The 15,894-nt window shown below is 65.6% G+C and carries 14 protein-coding genes; 10 read left to right on the forward strand and 4 right to left on the reverse strand.

Going from position 1 to position 15,894, the window contains the following annotated elements; genetic code table 11:
- Positions 1 to 36: 36 nt before the first annotated feature.
- The 3 genes from DEH80_RS14095 to glpK are packed head-to-tail and all read right to left on the reverse strand — an operon-like array spanning position 37 to position 4,196.
- Positions 37 to 930 carry an ATP-grasp domain-containing protein gene (locus DEH80_RS14095; protein ID WP_109721149.1) on the reverse strand — a complete coding sequence of 298 codons (894 nt, stop codon included), beginning with the start codon at positions 928 to 930 and terminating at the stop codon, positions 37 to 39.
- Positions 927 to 2,654, reverse strand: coding sequence for a LysE family transporter (locus tag DEH80_RS17455; protein ID WP_109721150.1), 1,728 nt, complete (start codon positions 2,652 to 2,654; stop codon positions 927 to 929). Before DEH80_RS17455 ends, DEH80_RS14095 begins: the two co-directional genes overlap by 4 nt.
- Positions 2,655 to 2,714: 60 nt before the next feature.
- Positions 2,715 to 4,196 carry a glycerol kinase GlpK gene (gene glpK / locus DEH80_RS14105; protein ID WP_109721151.1) on the reverse strand — a complete coding sequence of 494 codons (1,482 nt, stop codon included), beginning with the start codon at positions 4,194 to 4,196 and terminating at the stop codon, positions 2,715 to 2,717.
- A gap of 88 nt (positions 4,197 to 4,284) precedes the next feature.
- On the opposite strand from glpK, the gene DEH80_RS14110 reads away from it, so the two are divergent.
- From DEH80_RS14110 to aroE, 3 genes are read left to right on the forward strand one after another with little or no spacing between them, the layout of a single operon-like run.
- A complete protein-coding gene (locus DEH80_RS14110) occupies positions 4,285 to 5,115 on the forward strand; it encodes a DUF547 domain-containing protein (protein WP_109721152.1) in 831 nt (276 codons plus the stop codon).
- Between the two features lie 50 nt (positions 5,116 to 5,165).
- On the forward strand, positions 5,166 to 6,170 hold the full coding sequence (gene hemB / locus DEH80_RS14115) for a porphobilinogen synthase (RefSeq protein WP_109721153.1): 1,005 nt from the start codon (positions 5,166 to 5,168) through the stop codon (positions 6,168 to 6,170).
- Positions 6,167 to 7,003, forward strand: coding sequence for a shikimate dehydrogenase (gene aroE, locus DEH80_RS14120; RefSeq protein WP_109721154.1), 837 nt, complete (start codon positions 6,167 to 6,169; stop codon positions 7,001 to 7,003). The genes hemB and aroE overlap by 4 nt, the downstream gene beginning before the upstream one ends.
- On the opposite strand, the gene DEH80_RS14125 is transcribed toward aroE, so the two are convergent.
- Positions 6,982 to 7,323: a cupin domain-containing protein gene (locus DEH80_RS14125; protein ID WP_109721155.1), complete on the reverse strand. Its 342-nt coding sequence runs from the start codon at positions 7,321 to 7,323 to the stop codon at positions 6,982 to 6,984. The two genes, aroE and DEH80_RS14125, sit on opposite strands and share 22 nt — an antisense overlap.
- 157 nt (positions 7,324 to 7,480) lie before the next feature.
- On the opposite strand from DEH80_RS14125, the gene DEH80_RS14130 reads away from it, so the two are divergent.
- The 7 genes from DEH80_RS14130 to pyk all read left to right on the forward strand — a co-directional run bounded on the left by DEH80_RS14130 (position 7,481) and on the right by pyk (position 15,655).
- Complete coding sequence (locus DEH80_RS14130) at positions 7,481 to 9,214, forward strand: sensor domain-containing diguanylate cyclase (protein ID WP_165831479.1); 1,734 nt, start codon at positions 7,481 to 7,483, stop codon at positions 9,212 to 9,214.
- Between the two features lie 88 nt (positions 9,215 to 9,302).
- Positions 9,303 to 10,193, forward strand: coding sequence for a haloalkane dehalogenase (locus DEH80_RS14135; RefSeq protein WP_109721157.1), 891 nt, complete (start codon positions 9,303 to 9,305; stop codon positions 10,191 to 10,193).
- A 129-nt stretch (positions 10,194 to 10,322) separates the two neighbouring features.
- Positions 10,323 to 11,318, forward strand: a complete 996-nt coding sequence (locus tag DEH80_RS14140) for a hypothetical protein (RefSeq protein ID WP_109721158.1) — start codon at positions 10,323 to 10,325, stop codon at positions 11,316 to 11,318.
- A 160-nt stretch (positions 11,319 to 11,478) separates the two neighbouring features.
- A complete protein-coding gene (locus DEH80_RS14145; protein WP_133249252.1) occupies positions 11,479 to 12,483 on the forward strand; it encodes a hypothetical protein in 1,005 nt (334 codons plus the stop codon).
- A gap of 119 nt (positions 12,484 to 12,602) precedes the next feature.
- On the forward strand, positions 12,603 to 13,115 hold the full coding sequence (locus DEH80_RS14150) for an acyl-CoA thioesterase (protein WP_243412824.1): 513 nt from the start codon (positions 12,603 to 12,605) through the stop codon (positions 13,113 to 13,115).
- A complete protein-coding gene (locus tag DEH80_RS14155) occupies positions 13,112 to 14,146 on the forward strand; it encodes a 2-dehydropantoate 2-reductase (protein WP_109721160.1) in 1,035 nt (344 codons plus the stop codon). The genes DEH80_RS14150 and DEH80_RS14155 overlap by 4 nt, the downstream gene beginning before the upstream one ends.
- A 78-nt stretch (positions 14,147 to 14,224) precedes the next feature.
- A complete protein-coding gene (pyk, locus tag DEH80_RS14160; protein WP_109721161.1) occupies positions 14,225 to 15,655 on the forward strand; it encodes a pyruvate kinase in 1,431 nt (476 codons plus the stop codon).
- Positions 15,656 to 15,894 lie beyond the last annotated feature (239 nt).

Consider the following 15,894-nt stretch of genomic DNA (forward strand, 5'->3'; position numbering starts at 1 on the left):
TCCGACGTTGTGGTCGCCGTCTAAGCGACCGCCTGATCATCCCATGCGCCTTGACGACGAAACCACCGGCCAGCGGTCGACGGCATCGGCAAAACGGTGAGCGGCGTCACGCTGCATGCGGAAATACAGTGAAGGCTCAATCAGTTCCAATTCGATGAGGCGCGGCTGTTGGCCCTGGTCCATCAGAAAATCAACGCGGGCATACAGCAGTTTCGACGGAGCCTGCGCCAGCGCGCGTTCGGCCAACGCCTGCAATACGCCGGGGGGCTCGTCGGCCAGAATCTCGGCGCCGTGCTCTTCCTGCACGCGGAAATCCCCCGGTTTGGGGCATTTGCGAATGGCGTGGGAGTACTGGCCGCCAAAATAGAACAAGGACCATTCGCCCAGCTCGGTCACCGAGCGCAGAAACGGTTGGATCATGCAGGCGCGGCTGGCGAATACCGCCGTGAGCTGCTCGGACTGGTCACCCCATGATGCCTGTGCCAGCCGATAGGTGTGGTCGGCATTGGCGCTGACCTGGGGTTTGATCACCAGCTCGTCGCAGTCGAAGGCTTTAAAGGCGGCCGCGATGTCACCGGGCGTGGCGCCCGGATCATGCCAGCGGGTTGGCACGATGGGCACGCCGGCCTGCGCCAGGTCCAGCAGGTAGCGCTTGCTCAGATTCCAGCGAACCACCGCGAGGCTATTGGCCAGGCTCGCCGAACTGGCGTCGATTGTGGCGAGAACATCGAGAAACGCCTGTGGTGCCTGCTGGTAATCCCAGGGCGTGCGAATGATCACCAGATCAAAATCATCCCAGCGCGGGCCGCTGCGCCAAGGCACCTCGGTGACCTGGTGGCCGCGGGCACGCAGCTCGGCGTGCATGAGCGGATCGTCGATGACGAAATCGTCGGGCGCATCCAGCGTCAGACAGGCGATGGCCAGGCTCATGTGAGCTGCCCCAGGGCCGATCCGATGAGTTGTGCAGCCAGCAGGACCAGAACCGCCCCCATTCCACGATCGATGAGATGGGCCCGGCGCAGAAACCAGCGCCGTGGTGCCGAAGCCGTGAACACCAGCGAGACCAGGCTGAACCAGGCCGCAGTCGATAGGCACAGCCAAACCCCCAGCCCCCCCTGCAGCCAGAGCGGCTGGCCGGGCCCGACCACGACGGTGAACAGGGCGAGAAAAAACAGGGTGGCCTTGGGGTTGAGCACATTGGTCACCCAGCCCAGCCGCAGGCTTTGCCAGGCGGTCTGCGCCTGTCGGCCGTTGCCCACGCTGGTTTCATCACTGGGCTGGGCCCGCAGTGCATGCCAGGCGATCCACAGCAGATAGGCCGCTCCGGCCAGTTGGATGACGCCCATGAGCCAGGGTGTCTGGCTGATGACCAAGGCGATACCCAGCAAGGCGTAGCAGACGTGGACGGCGATGCCGAGCCCGATGCCCAGGCTGGTCCACAGCGCGGGGCCGCGGCCCTGGGTCATGGCCTGACGCAGCACCACGGCAAAGTCGGGGCCGGGGCTGGCCACGGCCAGGGCATGGGCCACGATGACGGTCATGGCCACTTGAATCGGGTCGGACACGGGCACTGCGCCAGAGAATCGGCCGGCTATTGTGCGGTGCTGTGCGCGGCGCGTCAGCCAGGCGGCCCTGCAGGTTGTCGGGCCGTGTCCCAGCGGGCGCCGCAACCGGACAGTTCGCGGTCCTCGAACCGTACGACCACGGTGCGCGGCCAGCGCGCACCGGACATGGCGTCGGTACAGGGGGTTTCCGCGACGTCGATGCGCAGGTCGCCTGACCCGCTTTGCGTGCGGTAATGCCAGCCACCGGCCACCGGCCACCGGTTTGACCTGAGCCGGTGGCGCGACGATGACCTCGCTGCCGTAGTCAGCGACCAAGGTGACCCGGTCGTCGGGCACGATGGTCAAGAACCAGCCCGGCTCCTGCCCGACCGCATAGACGCTGGCACCGGCCAAGCGGGCTGCAGCCATTCGCGAACCGGCCGGACGCTCCTGACAGGCGCGGACCTGTTCGTCGACGTCCAGCCGGGCGGATTGGCCATGTGACCAAAAGCGATGGCCGGCGTCGTCGCGATACTGCGTGCCCGAGGCGGCGGGCACACGTGGCAGTTGCAGGGGTGTATGGGTTGCTCCGTACACGGTCACGCTGGCCCCCTGATGCTGAACGATGACTTCCACCGGACCGCAGGCGTAGGCGGTGATGACCGGCGAGTCGGACTGGCTGGTTGGTTGCTGCGGGCTGATCTGCAGATCAATCGGTACGGAGGTCTCCCCGATCGGTAGCGGTGCGGGGCTGCGGCTGACGTGTGTGAGCTCGCCGTTGCGGGTGCGGGCCCGGGCGTCCAGCACGTAGCGCTGATCAGCGGCCAGGTCCGCAGGTGCATAGACCAACGAGAAGGCATACGGCGGAGCGCCGGCGGGCTGCAACGTCGTGACAGCCACTGCAGACGCCTCCGGGCGGGCGGGGCGCAGCCGGACTTCGATGGTGGCCCCGTCATGCAGGCCGTGTCCGTCGCTGGTGCGGATCTCACCGAACAGATTGATCCGCTGCGGGTCGGCCGCGGGTGGGGCTGAGTCGGCGCCACGATGACAGCCCGACAGCCAGGCTGCCGCCAGCAGCAGTGCGGTCAATCCAGGGTGGAATCGAAACATGGGCGGCACCGGGATGCGATGGGAAAGCCTGCTGCTTGGGCAGGCGCTGCCGCCGCAAGTTCACTCGCTGCGCACGCGCGCCACGGCCTCCTGCCAACCGGCATAGAGCGCATCCACCGACTCGGGTGAGGCGTCGGGCCGGAAGCGTCGGTCCTCGCCCCAAAGCGCTGCGATGTCGTCCAGCGAGTCGTAAACGCCAGCATGCAGACCGGCCAGGAAGGCCGCGCCCAGCGCGGTGGTCTCCGTAATCTGCGGGCGCACAACCGGCAACTGCAGGATGTCGGCCTGGAACTGGCACAGCCAGTTGTTGGCGACCATGCCGCCGTCGACGCGAAGTTCAACGGCATCCAGCGCATCAGCTTTCATGGCCTCCATCAGGTCCCGGGTCTGGTAGCTCACCGATTCCAGCGCTGCGCGTGCGAAATGGGCGATGCCCGTACCTCGGCTTAGGCCGAGCACCGCGCCACGCGCATCGGGGTCCCAATACGGGGCGCCCAGGCCTGCAAAGGCAGGCACCAAATAAACCCCATCGTTACCTTCCAGCGACTCGGCCAGCGCCTGGGTATCCGGTGCGGCATCAATAATTTTCAGCGCATCCCGCAGCCACTGTACGGCGGCTCCGGCAATGAAAATGGAGCCTTCCAGCGCATAAGTCGTCGTGCCGTTGAGGCGGTAGGCCACCGTGGTCAACAGCCGATTCTTGGACTGGACGAATTGCTCTCCAATGTTCTGCACCATGAAGCAGCCGGTGCCGTAGGTGTTCTTGACCATGCCGGGCGAGAAGCAGGCCTGCCCGATGGTGGCGGCCTGCTGATCGCCGGCCACACCGCCAACGGTCACCGGGGCGCCCAGCAGTTCGGGCTCGATCACGCCGAACTCGGCGGTGGATTCCAGCACCTTTGGCATCATCGCCTCGGGTACGTCAAAGAAGCGCAGCAGGTCTGGGTCCCAGCGCTGCTCGACGATATTGAATAGGTTGGTCCGCGCCGCATTGCCAATGTCGGTGACATGGCGCTGGCCCCCGGTCAGCTTGTAAATCAGCCAGCTGTCGATGGTCCCGAACGCCAGGTCGCCCTGCTCGGCGCGCGCCCGCGCGCCCTCCACATGGTCCAGAATCCAGGCGATCTTGGTGGCCGAGAAATAGGGATCAAGCAGCAGTCCACTGCGGGCATTCAGCCAAGCATCGGTGTCATCCTCACGCAGTTCCCGGCAGCGGTCTGCGGTGCGCCGATCCTGCCAGACGATGGCGTTGTGGATGGGCTGTCCGGTCTTGCGATCCCAGACGACCGTGGTCTCACGCTGGTTGGTGATGCCGCAGCCGGCCAGTTCCGATGCCTCGATGCCTACGCGCTCCAGCACTTCGCGACAGACTTTGACGGTGTCGCTCCAGATGACCTCGGCATCGTGTTCCACCCAGCCGCCCTGGGGGTAGATTTGTTCGAATTCGGTCTGGGCCGACTCGAGTATGCGTCCGGACTCATCGAAGATGATCGCGCGTGTGCTGGTCGTGCCCTGGTCAATGGCCAATAGCTTGGTGCTCACGCTGGTCTCCTTGTATGTTGGCTGTTCGGTGCAAAACCTTGCACGACGACCCGGTCCAATTGAGCAAATGCACAGCCGGAGTTCAAGAATGTCTGTTCAATCCCTGCACCCGATCACGGGCTTGTTCCTGTTGCTGGCGCTTGGCTGGGCCGGCCTGGCGCAGGCCGCACCCAAGGCAGACCTGTGGCCCTTCTGGACCGCGCATGATGCGGATTCCGCGGACGTTGTGGACCATAGCGCCTGGACTGACTGGCTGCAGGCGCATGTTCAGGTGCGGCGACAGGGCGCCAATCGGGTGGACTACGGGGCGGTGGACGCAGCCGGGCGCCAGCAGCTGGATGACTATGTCGACGCCCTCACGGCACGGGACCCGCGCAAGCTGTCGCGGCCCGAGCAAAAGGCGTACTGGATCAATCTGTACAACGCCCTCACGGTGCAGCTGATCCTGCAGGCCTATCCGGTGGAGACCATCCGCAAGATCAAGTCGGGATTCTTCTCCTCCGGCCCCTGGGACAAAACGGTGGCCACCGTGGCCGGCCAGTCGCTCACGCTGAACGACATCGAGCACCGCATTCTCCGTCCGATCTGGAAGGATCCGTTGATTCACTACGGGGTGAACTGCGCTTCGCTGGGCTGCCCCGATCTGCGTGCGCGCGCCTATACCGGTGACCGGGTGGACGAGCAGCTGGCCGACAACGCGCGGGCCTTTGTGAACGACGCGCGGGGGGTGGAGCTGGACGGTGGGCGGCTCCAGGTGTCCAGCATCTACGTCTGGTTCCAGGCTGATTTCGGAGATTCCGATGCCGGGGTGATCCGCCATCTACGCCGGTACGCCGAGCCGGATCTGCGCGACGCCCTCGGCCAGGTCGACGAGATTGACGACGATGCGTACGACTGGGCGCTGAACGATGCGGTGTAACGCCGCGCCCGGCTGCCCAGAGACCCGGGCAGCCAGTACACTGCGCCGCCATGACTGATCGACACTACCCCGCCACGCGTCTGCGCCGTTTGCGCAGCCAGCCGTTTCTGCGGGATCTGGTCCGCGAGCATCGACTCTCGCCTGCGGATCTGATCCTTCCCGTGTTTATTCGTGAAGGCCAGGGCATTCGCGAGCCGGTGGCCTCGATGCCCGGCGTCGTGCGCCAGTCGCTGGACCAGCTGGTCATCACGGCGCGTGAAGCCGCGGATGCCGGCCTGCCGGCCCTGGTGCTGTTCCCGCTGATCGAGGCCGCGCACAAGAGCGAAGATGCCGCCGCCGCCTGGGATCCGGATGGGCTGGTTCCCCGCGCCATTCAGGCCATCAAGGCCGAGGTGCCGCAGTTGGGGGTGATCACCGATGTGGCGCTGGATCCCTATACCTCGCATGGTCAGGACGGCCTGTTGGACGACACCGGCTACGTCACCAACGATGCCACGGTCGAGGCGCTGGTCCGCCAGTCGCTGTGTCATGTGGCGGCCGGTGCCGATGTGGTGTCGCCCTCGGACATGATGGATGGACGCATCGCCGCGATCCGACAGGCCCTGGAGGCCGAGGGGCGGGTGAACGCCGCGATCCTGTCCTACGCCGCCAAGTACGCCTCGGATCTCTACGGGCCGTTTCGCGATGCGGTCGGCTCGGCGGGCAACCTGGGCGGTGGCGGTAAGCACACCTACCAAATGGACATCGGCAACGGCGACGAGGCCTTGCACGAGGTCGCGCTGGATCTGGCGGAAGGCGCGGACATGGTCATGGTCAAGCCAGGCCTGCCGTACCTGGACATCGTCCGTCGCGTGAAGGACCGGTTTGGCGTGCCGACGCTGGCGTACCAGGTGTCCGGCGAGTACGCCATGCTCAAGGCGGCGACCGATCACGGCTGGCTGGACGAACGCAAGGCGGTGCTGGAGTGCCTGCTGGCCTTTAAGCGAGCCGGTGCCGATGCCGTGCTGAGCTATTTCGCCCTGGATGCCGCACGCTGGTTGCAGGAGGCCGCATGAGCGATCCCATCCGTCTGGCCGTCATCGGCAACCCGGTGGCTCACAGCCGCTCGCCGGAACTGCACCTGGGTTTCGCCAAACAGCTGGGCATGACGCTGGAATACGACCGGGTTGAATGCGCAGCCGGCGAGTTCATCGACACCGCCAATCGCCTACGCGAGACCGGATACGCCGGGGCCAATGTCACCGTTCCATTCAAGGCCGACGCCTTCGCGCTGTGCGACACGCGCACGCCGGTGGCCGAGCTGGCCCAGGCGGTGAATACCCTGCATTTTGTCGACCACTCCGTGCTCGGGGATAACACCGATGGCCCCGGGTTTATCCGCGACCTGACGTCGCGCTGTGGCATCGACGTGGCGCACAAGACCGTGATCATCATCGGTGCCGGTGGTGCCGTGCGCGGCCTGATGAAGCCGCTGCTGGACCAGAACCCGTCGCAGGTGGTCGTGGCTGGCCGTTCGCCCTACAACGCCGAGGCCATTGCCGAACGCTTCGCCGACTTCGGCCCTGTGCAGGGCTGTACCTATCTGGCACTCAAGGGCTGGCAGGCCGATGTGCTCATCCATGCCAGTCCGGCCGGGCATTCGGGCCGGATGCCCGCCCTGCCGTCGACGCTGCTGACGGCCGAAACGCCGTGTTACGACCTTAGTTACGGGGCGGCACATACGGTTTTCCGTGACTGGGCGCTGGCCGGTGGTCAGCGGCCCGTATTTGATGGGCTGGGCATGCTGGTAGAACAGGGCGCCGCTTCCTTCGAACGCTGGACCGGGCAGCGGCCGGATACCGATGCCGCCCTGGCACAGTTGCGCCGTCAGGTCTCGCAGTCTTCGTAGCGGTCGGGCTCGAACCGGGGTGTGCAAACCGCCAGAAAGCACAGCTGCGAGCCCCCGGTATTGCGAATCCGCTGGCGTTGGCCCGGCGGGATTTGCACCACATCACCGGGGCCGACGGCGCGTGCCGGTGCGTCACCGACTTCGACCAGGCCGGCGCCTTCGAGCAGGATGTAGCGCTCGTGGATGCCATGAAGGCGGTGCCATCGGGTCTGGCCGCCGGTCGGCACGCGGGCCTGGGCGACCGAGACGGCCGGATCATCTGCGCAATTTAGGTGCTCGAGAATGTAGCACCCCTCTTCGAACCAATATTCCGATGTCATTGAAGCGTCTCCCGCCCAGTCGGTATCAAGCGGGTGAGTCTGCGACCTGCCGGGTGTCTTTGTCAGGGAAGGTTAACGAGAAAGCGACACGGTCTATGGTATGCAAAGCCCTGGAGAGGGGGTTCCGCTCCGACAGGGGGGTGAGTTGAGCGAATTGATGGGGGAATCGGCACCCCAAAGCAACCGGGGACGCATTGCGGCCTGGTTGCGCCGGGAATTGTCGGGGGATGATCTGCGGTCGCAGATCACCCTGGCGATTGCCGTGGCGGCAATGGTGCCGATGATCATCGCAGTTTGCGTGGTCGTGACATACCAAGGGATTCAGCAACGGGGAGCTGCGGCGAACGAAGTCGAGACTTCGGTGCGCCTGGGGGCCACGGCGTTGGACGAGTACCTTGCGCGGCACATGCTGGCCATCGAGTCGCTGGGCCGTGAACTCGAGGCGCTGGAGCTTGCGGATGCGGCACTGGATCGCGCGCTGCTTGATGTGCATGCGGTCTACGACAGCTTTCGTTCCATGGCGCTGATTGATCGCCAGGGCATGATCGTGGCCGCGACCGAGCGGGGTACCGACGGCATCGTGCCGGCGGCCGAGCGCCTGGGCCAGGCTGTTTGGGACAGGGATTATTTCCGGCATGCATTGAGCGACGCCGGAGTGCAGGTTTCCGGAATCTTCGTCGACGATCTGGTGGCTGCCGAGCCGCTGGTGGCGCTGTCCCGGAGCGTGAATGTGGCCGGCGAGCCCGCCTACGTGATCAAGGGGTCGATGGATGCGGCCAGCCTCGTGCACCGCGTGCAGGGCCAGGTGGTCACGCCCACCATTTGCATCGCCATTGTCGACGGGCTGCGTCAGATCGTCGGCACCACCAAGCCCGACCGCTGGCCCGCGATGAGCCCGGCGCCCGAGCAATGGTTTGCGCCATCTCGTGAAAGCGCTCATGCGGTGCGGTCGGTGGCGGGCGACTGGCAGGTTGTCGGCGGTCTGGTGCAGGAGTCAACCGGCTGGCGAAACTCGCAAACCACGCAGCTGGTTGCCTTGTCGACCCTGCTCATGGGCTTGATCGTGGCGTATCTCGTGGGGCGGTGGATTGCCGGTCGTGTGAACGGACCCGTGACGGCGCTGATTGCGGAGCTGCGCCAACTAGACCTGGAGACGCTGAGCGAGGCGGAGCTCTCCGACCCCGAGCTGGACTGGCCGACGGAAATCCGCGTGCTAAGGCGCAAGTTCCTGACCCTGCTGGTCAAGATGATTCGCGCGCGGGACAGTCAGAAGGAGTTGCTGGCGCAATCCGAAGAGCTGCGCTTTGCCCTGCACGATGAGGTGATGAGCCGGCAGGCGATCATCCAGGAGAAAACCGTGGCGCTGGAGCGCGCCAATCAGACTCTGGAACGACTGGCCCGCATCGACGGGCTGACCGGGCTTTGCAATCGTCGGGTGTTCGACGAGGAGTTGACCCGTAGCTGGCGCGCCGCGGTGCGAGACCATCAGCCGCTAAGCGTGGTGCTCATTGATGTCGATCACTTCAAGGCTTACAACGATCACTACGGTCATTTGATTGGCGATGATTGCCTGCGGGCGGTCGGACGTGTGTTGGAGGACTCGGCGCGGCGTCCCGGTGATCTAGCGGCGCGATTCGGCGGCGAGGAGTTTGCGCTGCTGTTGCCCAAGACGGACCTGGCGGGGGCGATCAGAATTGGTCAGATCGTGGTGGACCAGGTCCGCGAGCTGCAGATTGAGCACGCCAAGGTCCCGCTGGGCTGTGTCACCATTTCCGCGGGTGTGGCGCAGGCCGAGACCGATGATCACGCCAGCCCGGACAAGCTGCTTAGCGCTGCCGATGCCCAGCTCTACGTGGCCAAGGAGTCCGGGCGAAACCGCTGTGTCGGGTAGTCGCAGCGGCGTTGCTCCGGGTCGGACACATGGCCTGGCACAGGCGGGTAGTTCACACTGCTGATCACGACCCAGGCTACGGTCCCTCATGGACATTCTGCGCACCCCAGAAGAGCGCTTCGATGCGCTGCCCGACTTCCCGTTTCAACCGCAGTACGCCCAGGTGGCAGGCCTGCGCCTGCATTACCTGGACGAAGGGCCGCGCGATGCGGCGCCTGTGCTGCTGCTCCACGGTGAACCGACCTGGAGCTACCTCTACCGCTTCATGATTCCGCCATTGGTTGCCGCGGGACACCGGGTGCTGGCCCCAGACCTGATCGGATTCGGGCGCTCGGACAAGCCATCGGCTGCGACGGATTACAGCTACGCAGCCCAGGTCGGTTGGATGACCGACTGGCTGGTGCAACTGGATCTTGGCGACCTCGCCCTGTTCTGTCAGGACTGGGGCTCGCTCATCGGCTTGCGACTGGCCGCCGAGCAGGCGGATCGCTTTCGCGCCATCGTGCTGTCCAATGGCGGCCTGCCAACGGGCGATCAGTCCATGCCGCCGGCGTTTCGGGCCTGGCAGCGCTTTGCGCGCCATTCACCGGTGTTTCCCATCGGTCGCATCGTGGCCTCGGGGACGCGCCGCCGGCTCAGCCCGGCCGAGCGAGCTGCCTATGACGCACCGTTTCCGGATCGCAGCTTCAAGACCGCAGCGCGTCTGCTGCCCTCGCTGGTCCCGACCACGCCGGACGACCCTGCCGCGGCAGCCAACCGCCAGGCCTGGGCGGCGCTGGGCGAGTGGACCAAGCCCTTCCTGACCTGCTTTTCGACCGGTGATCCCATCACCCGTGGCGGCGACCGCGCCTGGCATGCGCATGTCCCGGGTGCCCGGCGGCTGAGCCACCAGCGAATACCGGGCGGTCACTTCGTGCAAGAGGACCAGGGCGCCAGGCTTGCCTCGATCATCGACGACCTGCTGGCGGGGCGTTTGTAGGCCTGGGCTGACACTTCGTTCAGTCTTCACTAACAGCCGGATCGGCTCCGGGCCGACGGACAGCGATCTCCGCGTCTTCCAGACTGGTGTGCCATAACCACAACAGTCCGGTTCGGACGGAGACTCGCCATGACAGTGCTCACCTCGATTCGCCGCGCAGGCGTGACCCTGGGCCTTGCGGCCGCGATTGCAACCGCAGGCTGCTCTTCGGGAGGGGGCGAATCCAGCCCCACCGCGGTCCCGGTGCAAGATTCGCTGGACACGCTGATTGGCGGGGAGCCGCTGGATCAGCTGCAAATCGCTCTCGATACCCTGCTGGCCGAACAGATTGCCGCGAATCTGCCCAGCGACGCGGGCGGCCGGGTGCTGAGCAAGCTGTCCGATGTGCTGCTCACACTGGTGGAGGCGCCTGACGAATTGCTGGAGGCCTTGCTGCTGTCCGGCACCTTGTTAACCGAGGGCGAAGCCGATCCCGCGGTCTACCAGATGCTGCTCACCGACACGGGCCAGGAGATGATTGCGCATGTGCAGGGCGCCGTATTCGACCTGGCCGGCGTGTTGCTCGACGCCTCGGGGTCCGGGGCTGGTGATCCGGTGAGCGAGCTGGCGGGAGAACTGGTCGCCCTGTCAGACCTGCTCAACGATCCGGCCGCGGTCGCGGACCTATCCACCGTGCTCGAGCCCCTGGCGGGCGCCGTGGACGCCCTGGAGCTGCTCGATGCCGCTGATCTGGCGATTCCGGAATCAGGCCAGGCTGCGGTGGACACCGCACTGGACATGGTGACCGGTAGTTTGGGTCAGGTCACCGGCTTGCTGGCCGGCTTGTCGGATGCCGATTCGCCGGCCCAGGCGTTGTTGCAACCCATCGAAGGCTTGTTGTCAGGTCTGCTCGAGGCGGCGCCCGACCTGGAGAGCATTGTGGCCGCGCTGCCGGAGCGTCTGGGATTCGACCCGGTCACGGCCACGCTGGGACTGGTGGGCACGCTGTCCGGCTTACTCGATACCGAGGGTGTGCTCCACCGCGTGAGTGGGCTGATCAGCCCGTTGATCGCCGTGCTGGGTCCGCTGACGGGCCGCTTGTCACCGCTGCTTTGCGGGGTCTTGCCCCTCTGCGACGAGGGCTAGAAATCCCAGCCTGGTGGGCCTGGCGTCCCGTCGTGATCCTGACTTCACGGCTGGGCGCCAAATTGCCACCGCCCGTCAGTCTAGTGAAGGGAATGTGAAGCCGATAGGCCGACACTTTCAGCACCAACTGAACGCACAGACTGGAGCTTGGAGGCTCACCATGAACGCAATGATTCGTCACGGACTGCTCGGCTGCGGCCTTGCGCTGACCATCGGACTCGCCGGCTGTTCGGGCAGTGAGGGTGAGACCACCGACTCCACGCCGCTGCCGGTGGCTGATGAGCCCGCCGTCGATATCGATCCACTGCTGGGGGGCGAACCGCTGGATCAGCTGCAGGTCACGCTTGACCAGCTGCTCATCGACGGCCTGTCCACTCGCCTGCCCGACGCGGCGGGTCGTGAACTGGTCACTGCGGTGAGCCTGGCTGTCATCACGTTGTTGGATGCGCCCGATGAATTGTTGGAGGCGCTGCTGGCGGCCGGCGATTTCGTCTCCGCCGGGGAGGCCGACCCGGCGGTGTTCCAGACCCTGCTTGCAGACGCCGGGGCTGAGGTCTTCGTCCACACCCGCGATACGGTGGCATTGCTGATCGCCGGCTTGCAGTCGCTGGCGCCAGAGGCCGGCCAGAAGCAGACGCAGGCGGCACTGGCTGCGTTATCGGAGCTGGACGCATGGCTGGCCGATCCGGCAGCAATTAGCGACGTGAGCGCCCTGACCGCTCAGCTGCGCCGGGTGGCGCAGGAGCTGGCGGCCATGGACACCCAGGCGTTCGAGCTGTCGCCAGAGGCCCGTCAGGGTTTGGCGACCGCGCTTGCGGTGCTGACGCCGACGCTCACCCAAACAGCCGGCATGATCGACGGGTTTAGCGACCCGGCCACCGGGTTCCCGGATACGGCCATGCTGGGTTCGGTCGAGAATATGCTGCTGGGCCTGGAGAACATCCTGCCGTTGCTTGCGGCGACCCTGGAGGACCTCGCCAATGGGGAGCCGGATCTGGCCGCACTCATCTCGGATCTGGCCGACGAACTGGACGCCCTGCTCGCCGAACAAGGCGTGCTGCCGATGGCGGTCGACGTGCTCTACACGGTGCTTGTGGCCGTGCTCACGCCGGTGACCGGTGGGTTGTCTGCCCTGCTCTGCGGGTTGCTGCCTCTCTGCGACTAACCTCGGTGCCCTGCCTTGGCTGATGGGGCCGAGGCAGGCGCGGGTGTCACACCACAGCCGGCGGCGGGCAGTCGCCGGCTTCGTTATGCTCGGGGCCTGATTTGTTCAGGAGCGCCGTCGTGTCACAGGCGACACTTGCCCCACGCCCGGTGTCTGCTTCCGCGATTCGCGGTCATGTCTACAAGGTTTTTCCGAACGACATGAATGCCCACCGGACCGTTTTCGGCGGTCTGGTTATGTCGACCATCGACCGTCTCGCACTGGTGGTTGCCGAACGTCACAGCGGTCGTGTCTGTGTCACGGTCTCCGTCGATGCCATGCACTTCCTGTCGCCCGCCGCCGAGGGCGATACCCTGATCTACTCGGCGTCGGTCAACCGCGCCTGGCGCACGTCGATGGAGATCGGCGCCCGGGTGATTGCCGAGAACAGCTACACCGGTGAGACCCGGCACATCGTCTCGGCCTATCTGACGTTTGTTGCGCTGGACGAGCATAACCGTGCTATCGACGTGCCCCCGGTCCAGCCGGAATCCGACATCGAGGCCCAGCGTTTCCGCGAGGCGGAGGTCAGACGTCGCCTGCGGCTGGATCACGCCAAGACATTGCATGCCATGCGAGAGGGACGAACATGAGAAATCCGGTCACGATCGGCGTTGCCGGTGCCGGCAGCATCGGGGCTTATCTGGGAGGCCGGCTGGCGGCCGCCGGGCATCGCGTCGTGTTGTTGGGTCGACAGCGCCTGGCCGATGCCGTCGCAGACCAGGGCCTACGACTGACGGCGCTGGACGGATTCGACCAGACCGTGGGTGCCGACGCGCTGGAGATCACCACCGATCCAGCGGCCCTGGCGGGCTGTGATCTGGTCCTCGTCACCACCAAAAGTCACGATACCGAACCCATGGCGCGCTCCCTGGCGCCGCATCTCAATAACGGAACCACAGTGGTCAGCTTCCAGAACGGTGTCCGCAACCCGGCCGTGCTGCGTGAGCGCCTGCCCGGCATGCATGTCCTGGCCGGCATGGTGCCCTACAACGTGATCTGGACCGACGCGGCTCATTTTCACCAGGGCACCAGCGGATCACTGGTGGTGGAGACGGGCGAGCCGCTGGACCATGTAGCGCGTGCGGTGGGCGAAGCGTTCAAGCAGGCCGAGCTGCCCATGGTGCTCGATGAGGACATCGATGCCGTGCAGTGGGGCAAGCTGGTGGTCAATCTCAACAACGCCACCAATGCGCTCTCCGGTCTGCCCTTGCAGGAACAGCTGGCCGACCGTGACTACCGTCGGGCGACCGCCGCCGCACAACGCGAAGCCCTGGCCCTGATCACCGCCGCCGGCTTCGCCGTGAAACGCTCCGGCAAGATGCTGCCGACGCTCATGCCCAAGATTCTCGTCGCGCCCGACTGGTTGTTTCGTCGGGTCGCAGCCGGCATGGTCAAGGTAGACCCCCAGGCGCGGTCCTCCATGTGGGAAGACCTGACGCGGGGCCGTAAAACGGAGATCGACTATCTCAACGGCGAGATCGTACGGCTGGCCGAGAGCATCGGACGCCAGGCGCCCGTCAACGCCGCGGTCTGCCGGTTAATCCACGCCGCCGAGCAGGCACAGGCCTCACCGCAGATCGGGTCGCAGGCCCTGCTCGAACAGCTGGGCGTACGAGCCTAGCGAACGCAACGGGGCGGTCATGCGGCCCGGGTATAACGCCGGTTCGTGCCGCGCCCGATCTCGACTGCAGGAGCAAGCATGCGAAGACGCACCAAAATTGTCGCCACCCTGGGGCCCGCAACCGACGGCGCCGGAACCATTCGGGATCTCGTCCTCGCCGGGATGAATGTTGCGCGGGTAAATTTCTCGCATGCCACGCATGAGGAGCACCGCCGGCGTATCGACGCCGTGCGCAAGGCTGCCGAGGACACGGGCCGGGAGGTCGCCATCCTGGTCGACTTGCAAGGCCCCAAGATCCGCATTGAAGGCTTCGCCGACGGACCGGTGCAACTTGAAGATGGGGCCCGGTTCACGCTGGACACGGCGCTGGATCACAAGGCGGGAACCGTGGAACGTGTCGGCATTAGCTATCCGGCGCTCACCACCGACGTGCAGGCCGGCGATGTGCTGCTGCTAAACGACGGCGCCATCCGCTTGGAGGTCGAGACCATCGACGGCTCGGCCGTGCACTGCCGTGTGGTCTCCGGCGGGCGGCTGTCCGATCGCAAGGGCATCAACCGTCTGGGCGGAGGATTGTCAGCCGAAGCGCTCACCGACAAGGACCGCGAAGACGTCAAACTGGCCGCCGAAATCGGCGCCGATTTCGTGGCCGTCTCGTTTCCGCGCACGGCGGCCGACATGCAGGCCGCGCGCGACCTCTGTGAATCCCACGGGCTGGACGCGCATCTCATCGCCAAGATCGAACGGGCCGAGGCGCTGGATGACCTCGAACCCATTGTCGAGGCCTCCGATGGCGTCATGGTGGCGCGCGGCGATCTGGGCGTCGAGATTGGTGACGCCGAACTACCGGCCGTACAGAAGCGCATCATCGCCCTGGCCCGCGAGATGAACCGCGTGGTGATCACCGCCACGCAGATGATGGAATCCATGGTCCACCAGCCCATCCCCACCCGGGCGGAGGTGCTGGACGTGGCCAATGCCGTTATGGACGGCACCGATGCCGTGATGCTGTCGGCGGAGACGGCGGCCGGCAAGTATCCGGTCAAAGCGGTCGATGCGATGGTGCGTGTCTGCCTTGGCGCCGAGAAGCACCTGGTCTCGCGGCGCAAACGGTCGAAGAAGGCGGACCACTTCGCCCGCACCGACGAAGCCATTGCCATGGCGACCATGTATACCGCCCGCCACATGCACGCCCAGGCCATTATTTCGCTGACCGAGTCCGGTGCGACCGCAAGAATGATGTCGCGACAGGACATCGGCATCCCCATCTTCGCGATGACCCGGTTTGCCTCCACGCGTCAGCGCATGTGTTTATGCCGAGGCGTCTACCCCATCCACTTCGACGCCACGCATCTGGACTCCTCGCTCAAGCCCATCCGCGAAGCCATCAACTGCCTGCGCGACCGCGATCTGGTGGCCGACGGGGATCGCGTGCTCATCACCAAGGGCGACTTCACCGGGCCCGGCGGCACGAATGCGCTCAAAATCGTGACGGTGGGGGAGTACTAGGGAAACACTGAACTATTAGCACCCCCAAGACGGAGCCAGTTTTCACGCGAGCCCAGGCGGAGTGAGTGCCGCTTGGTTATTCCAAGTCAGTGAACGACACGAATGCGTTGGGAACGTATTCGGACGGCCGCAGGCCGGCCCGAAGGGCGAAGCGCATGGACGCGCTTCGCAACGCAGGATCGCGGGAAAACCGGCCCGTTCCGTCTGGATTGCGCCTGCAAACAGGCCAGACTGCGTTG

This window comes from Abyssibacter profundi (genome assembly GCF_003151135.1).
Lineage (GTDB): Bacteria > Pseudomonadota > Gammaproteobacteria > Nevskiales > OUC007 > Abyssibacter > Abyssibacter profundi.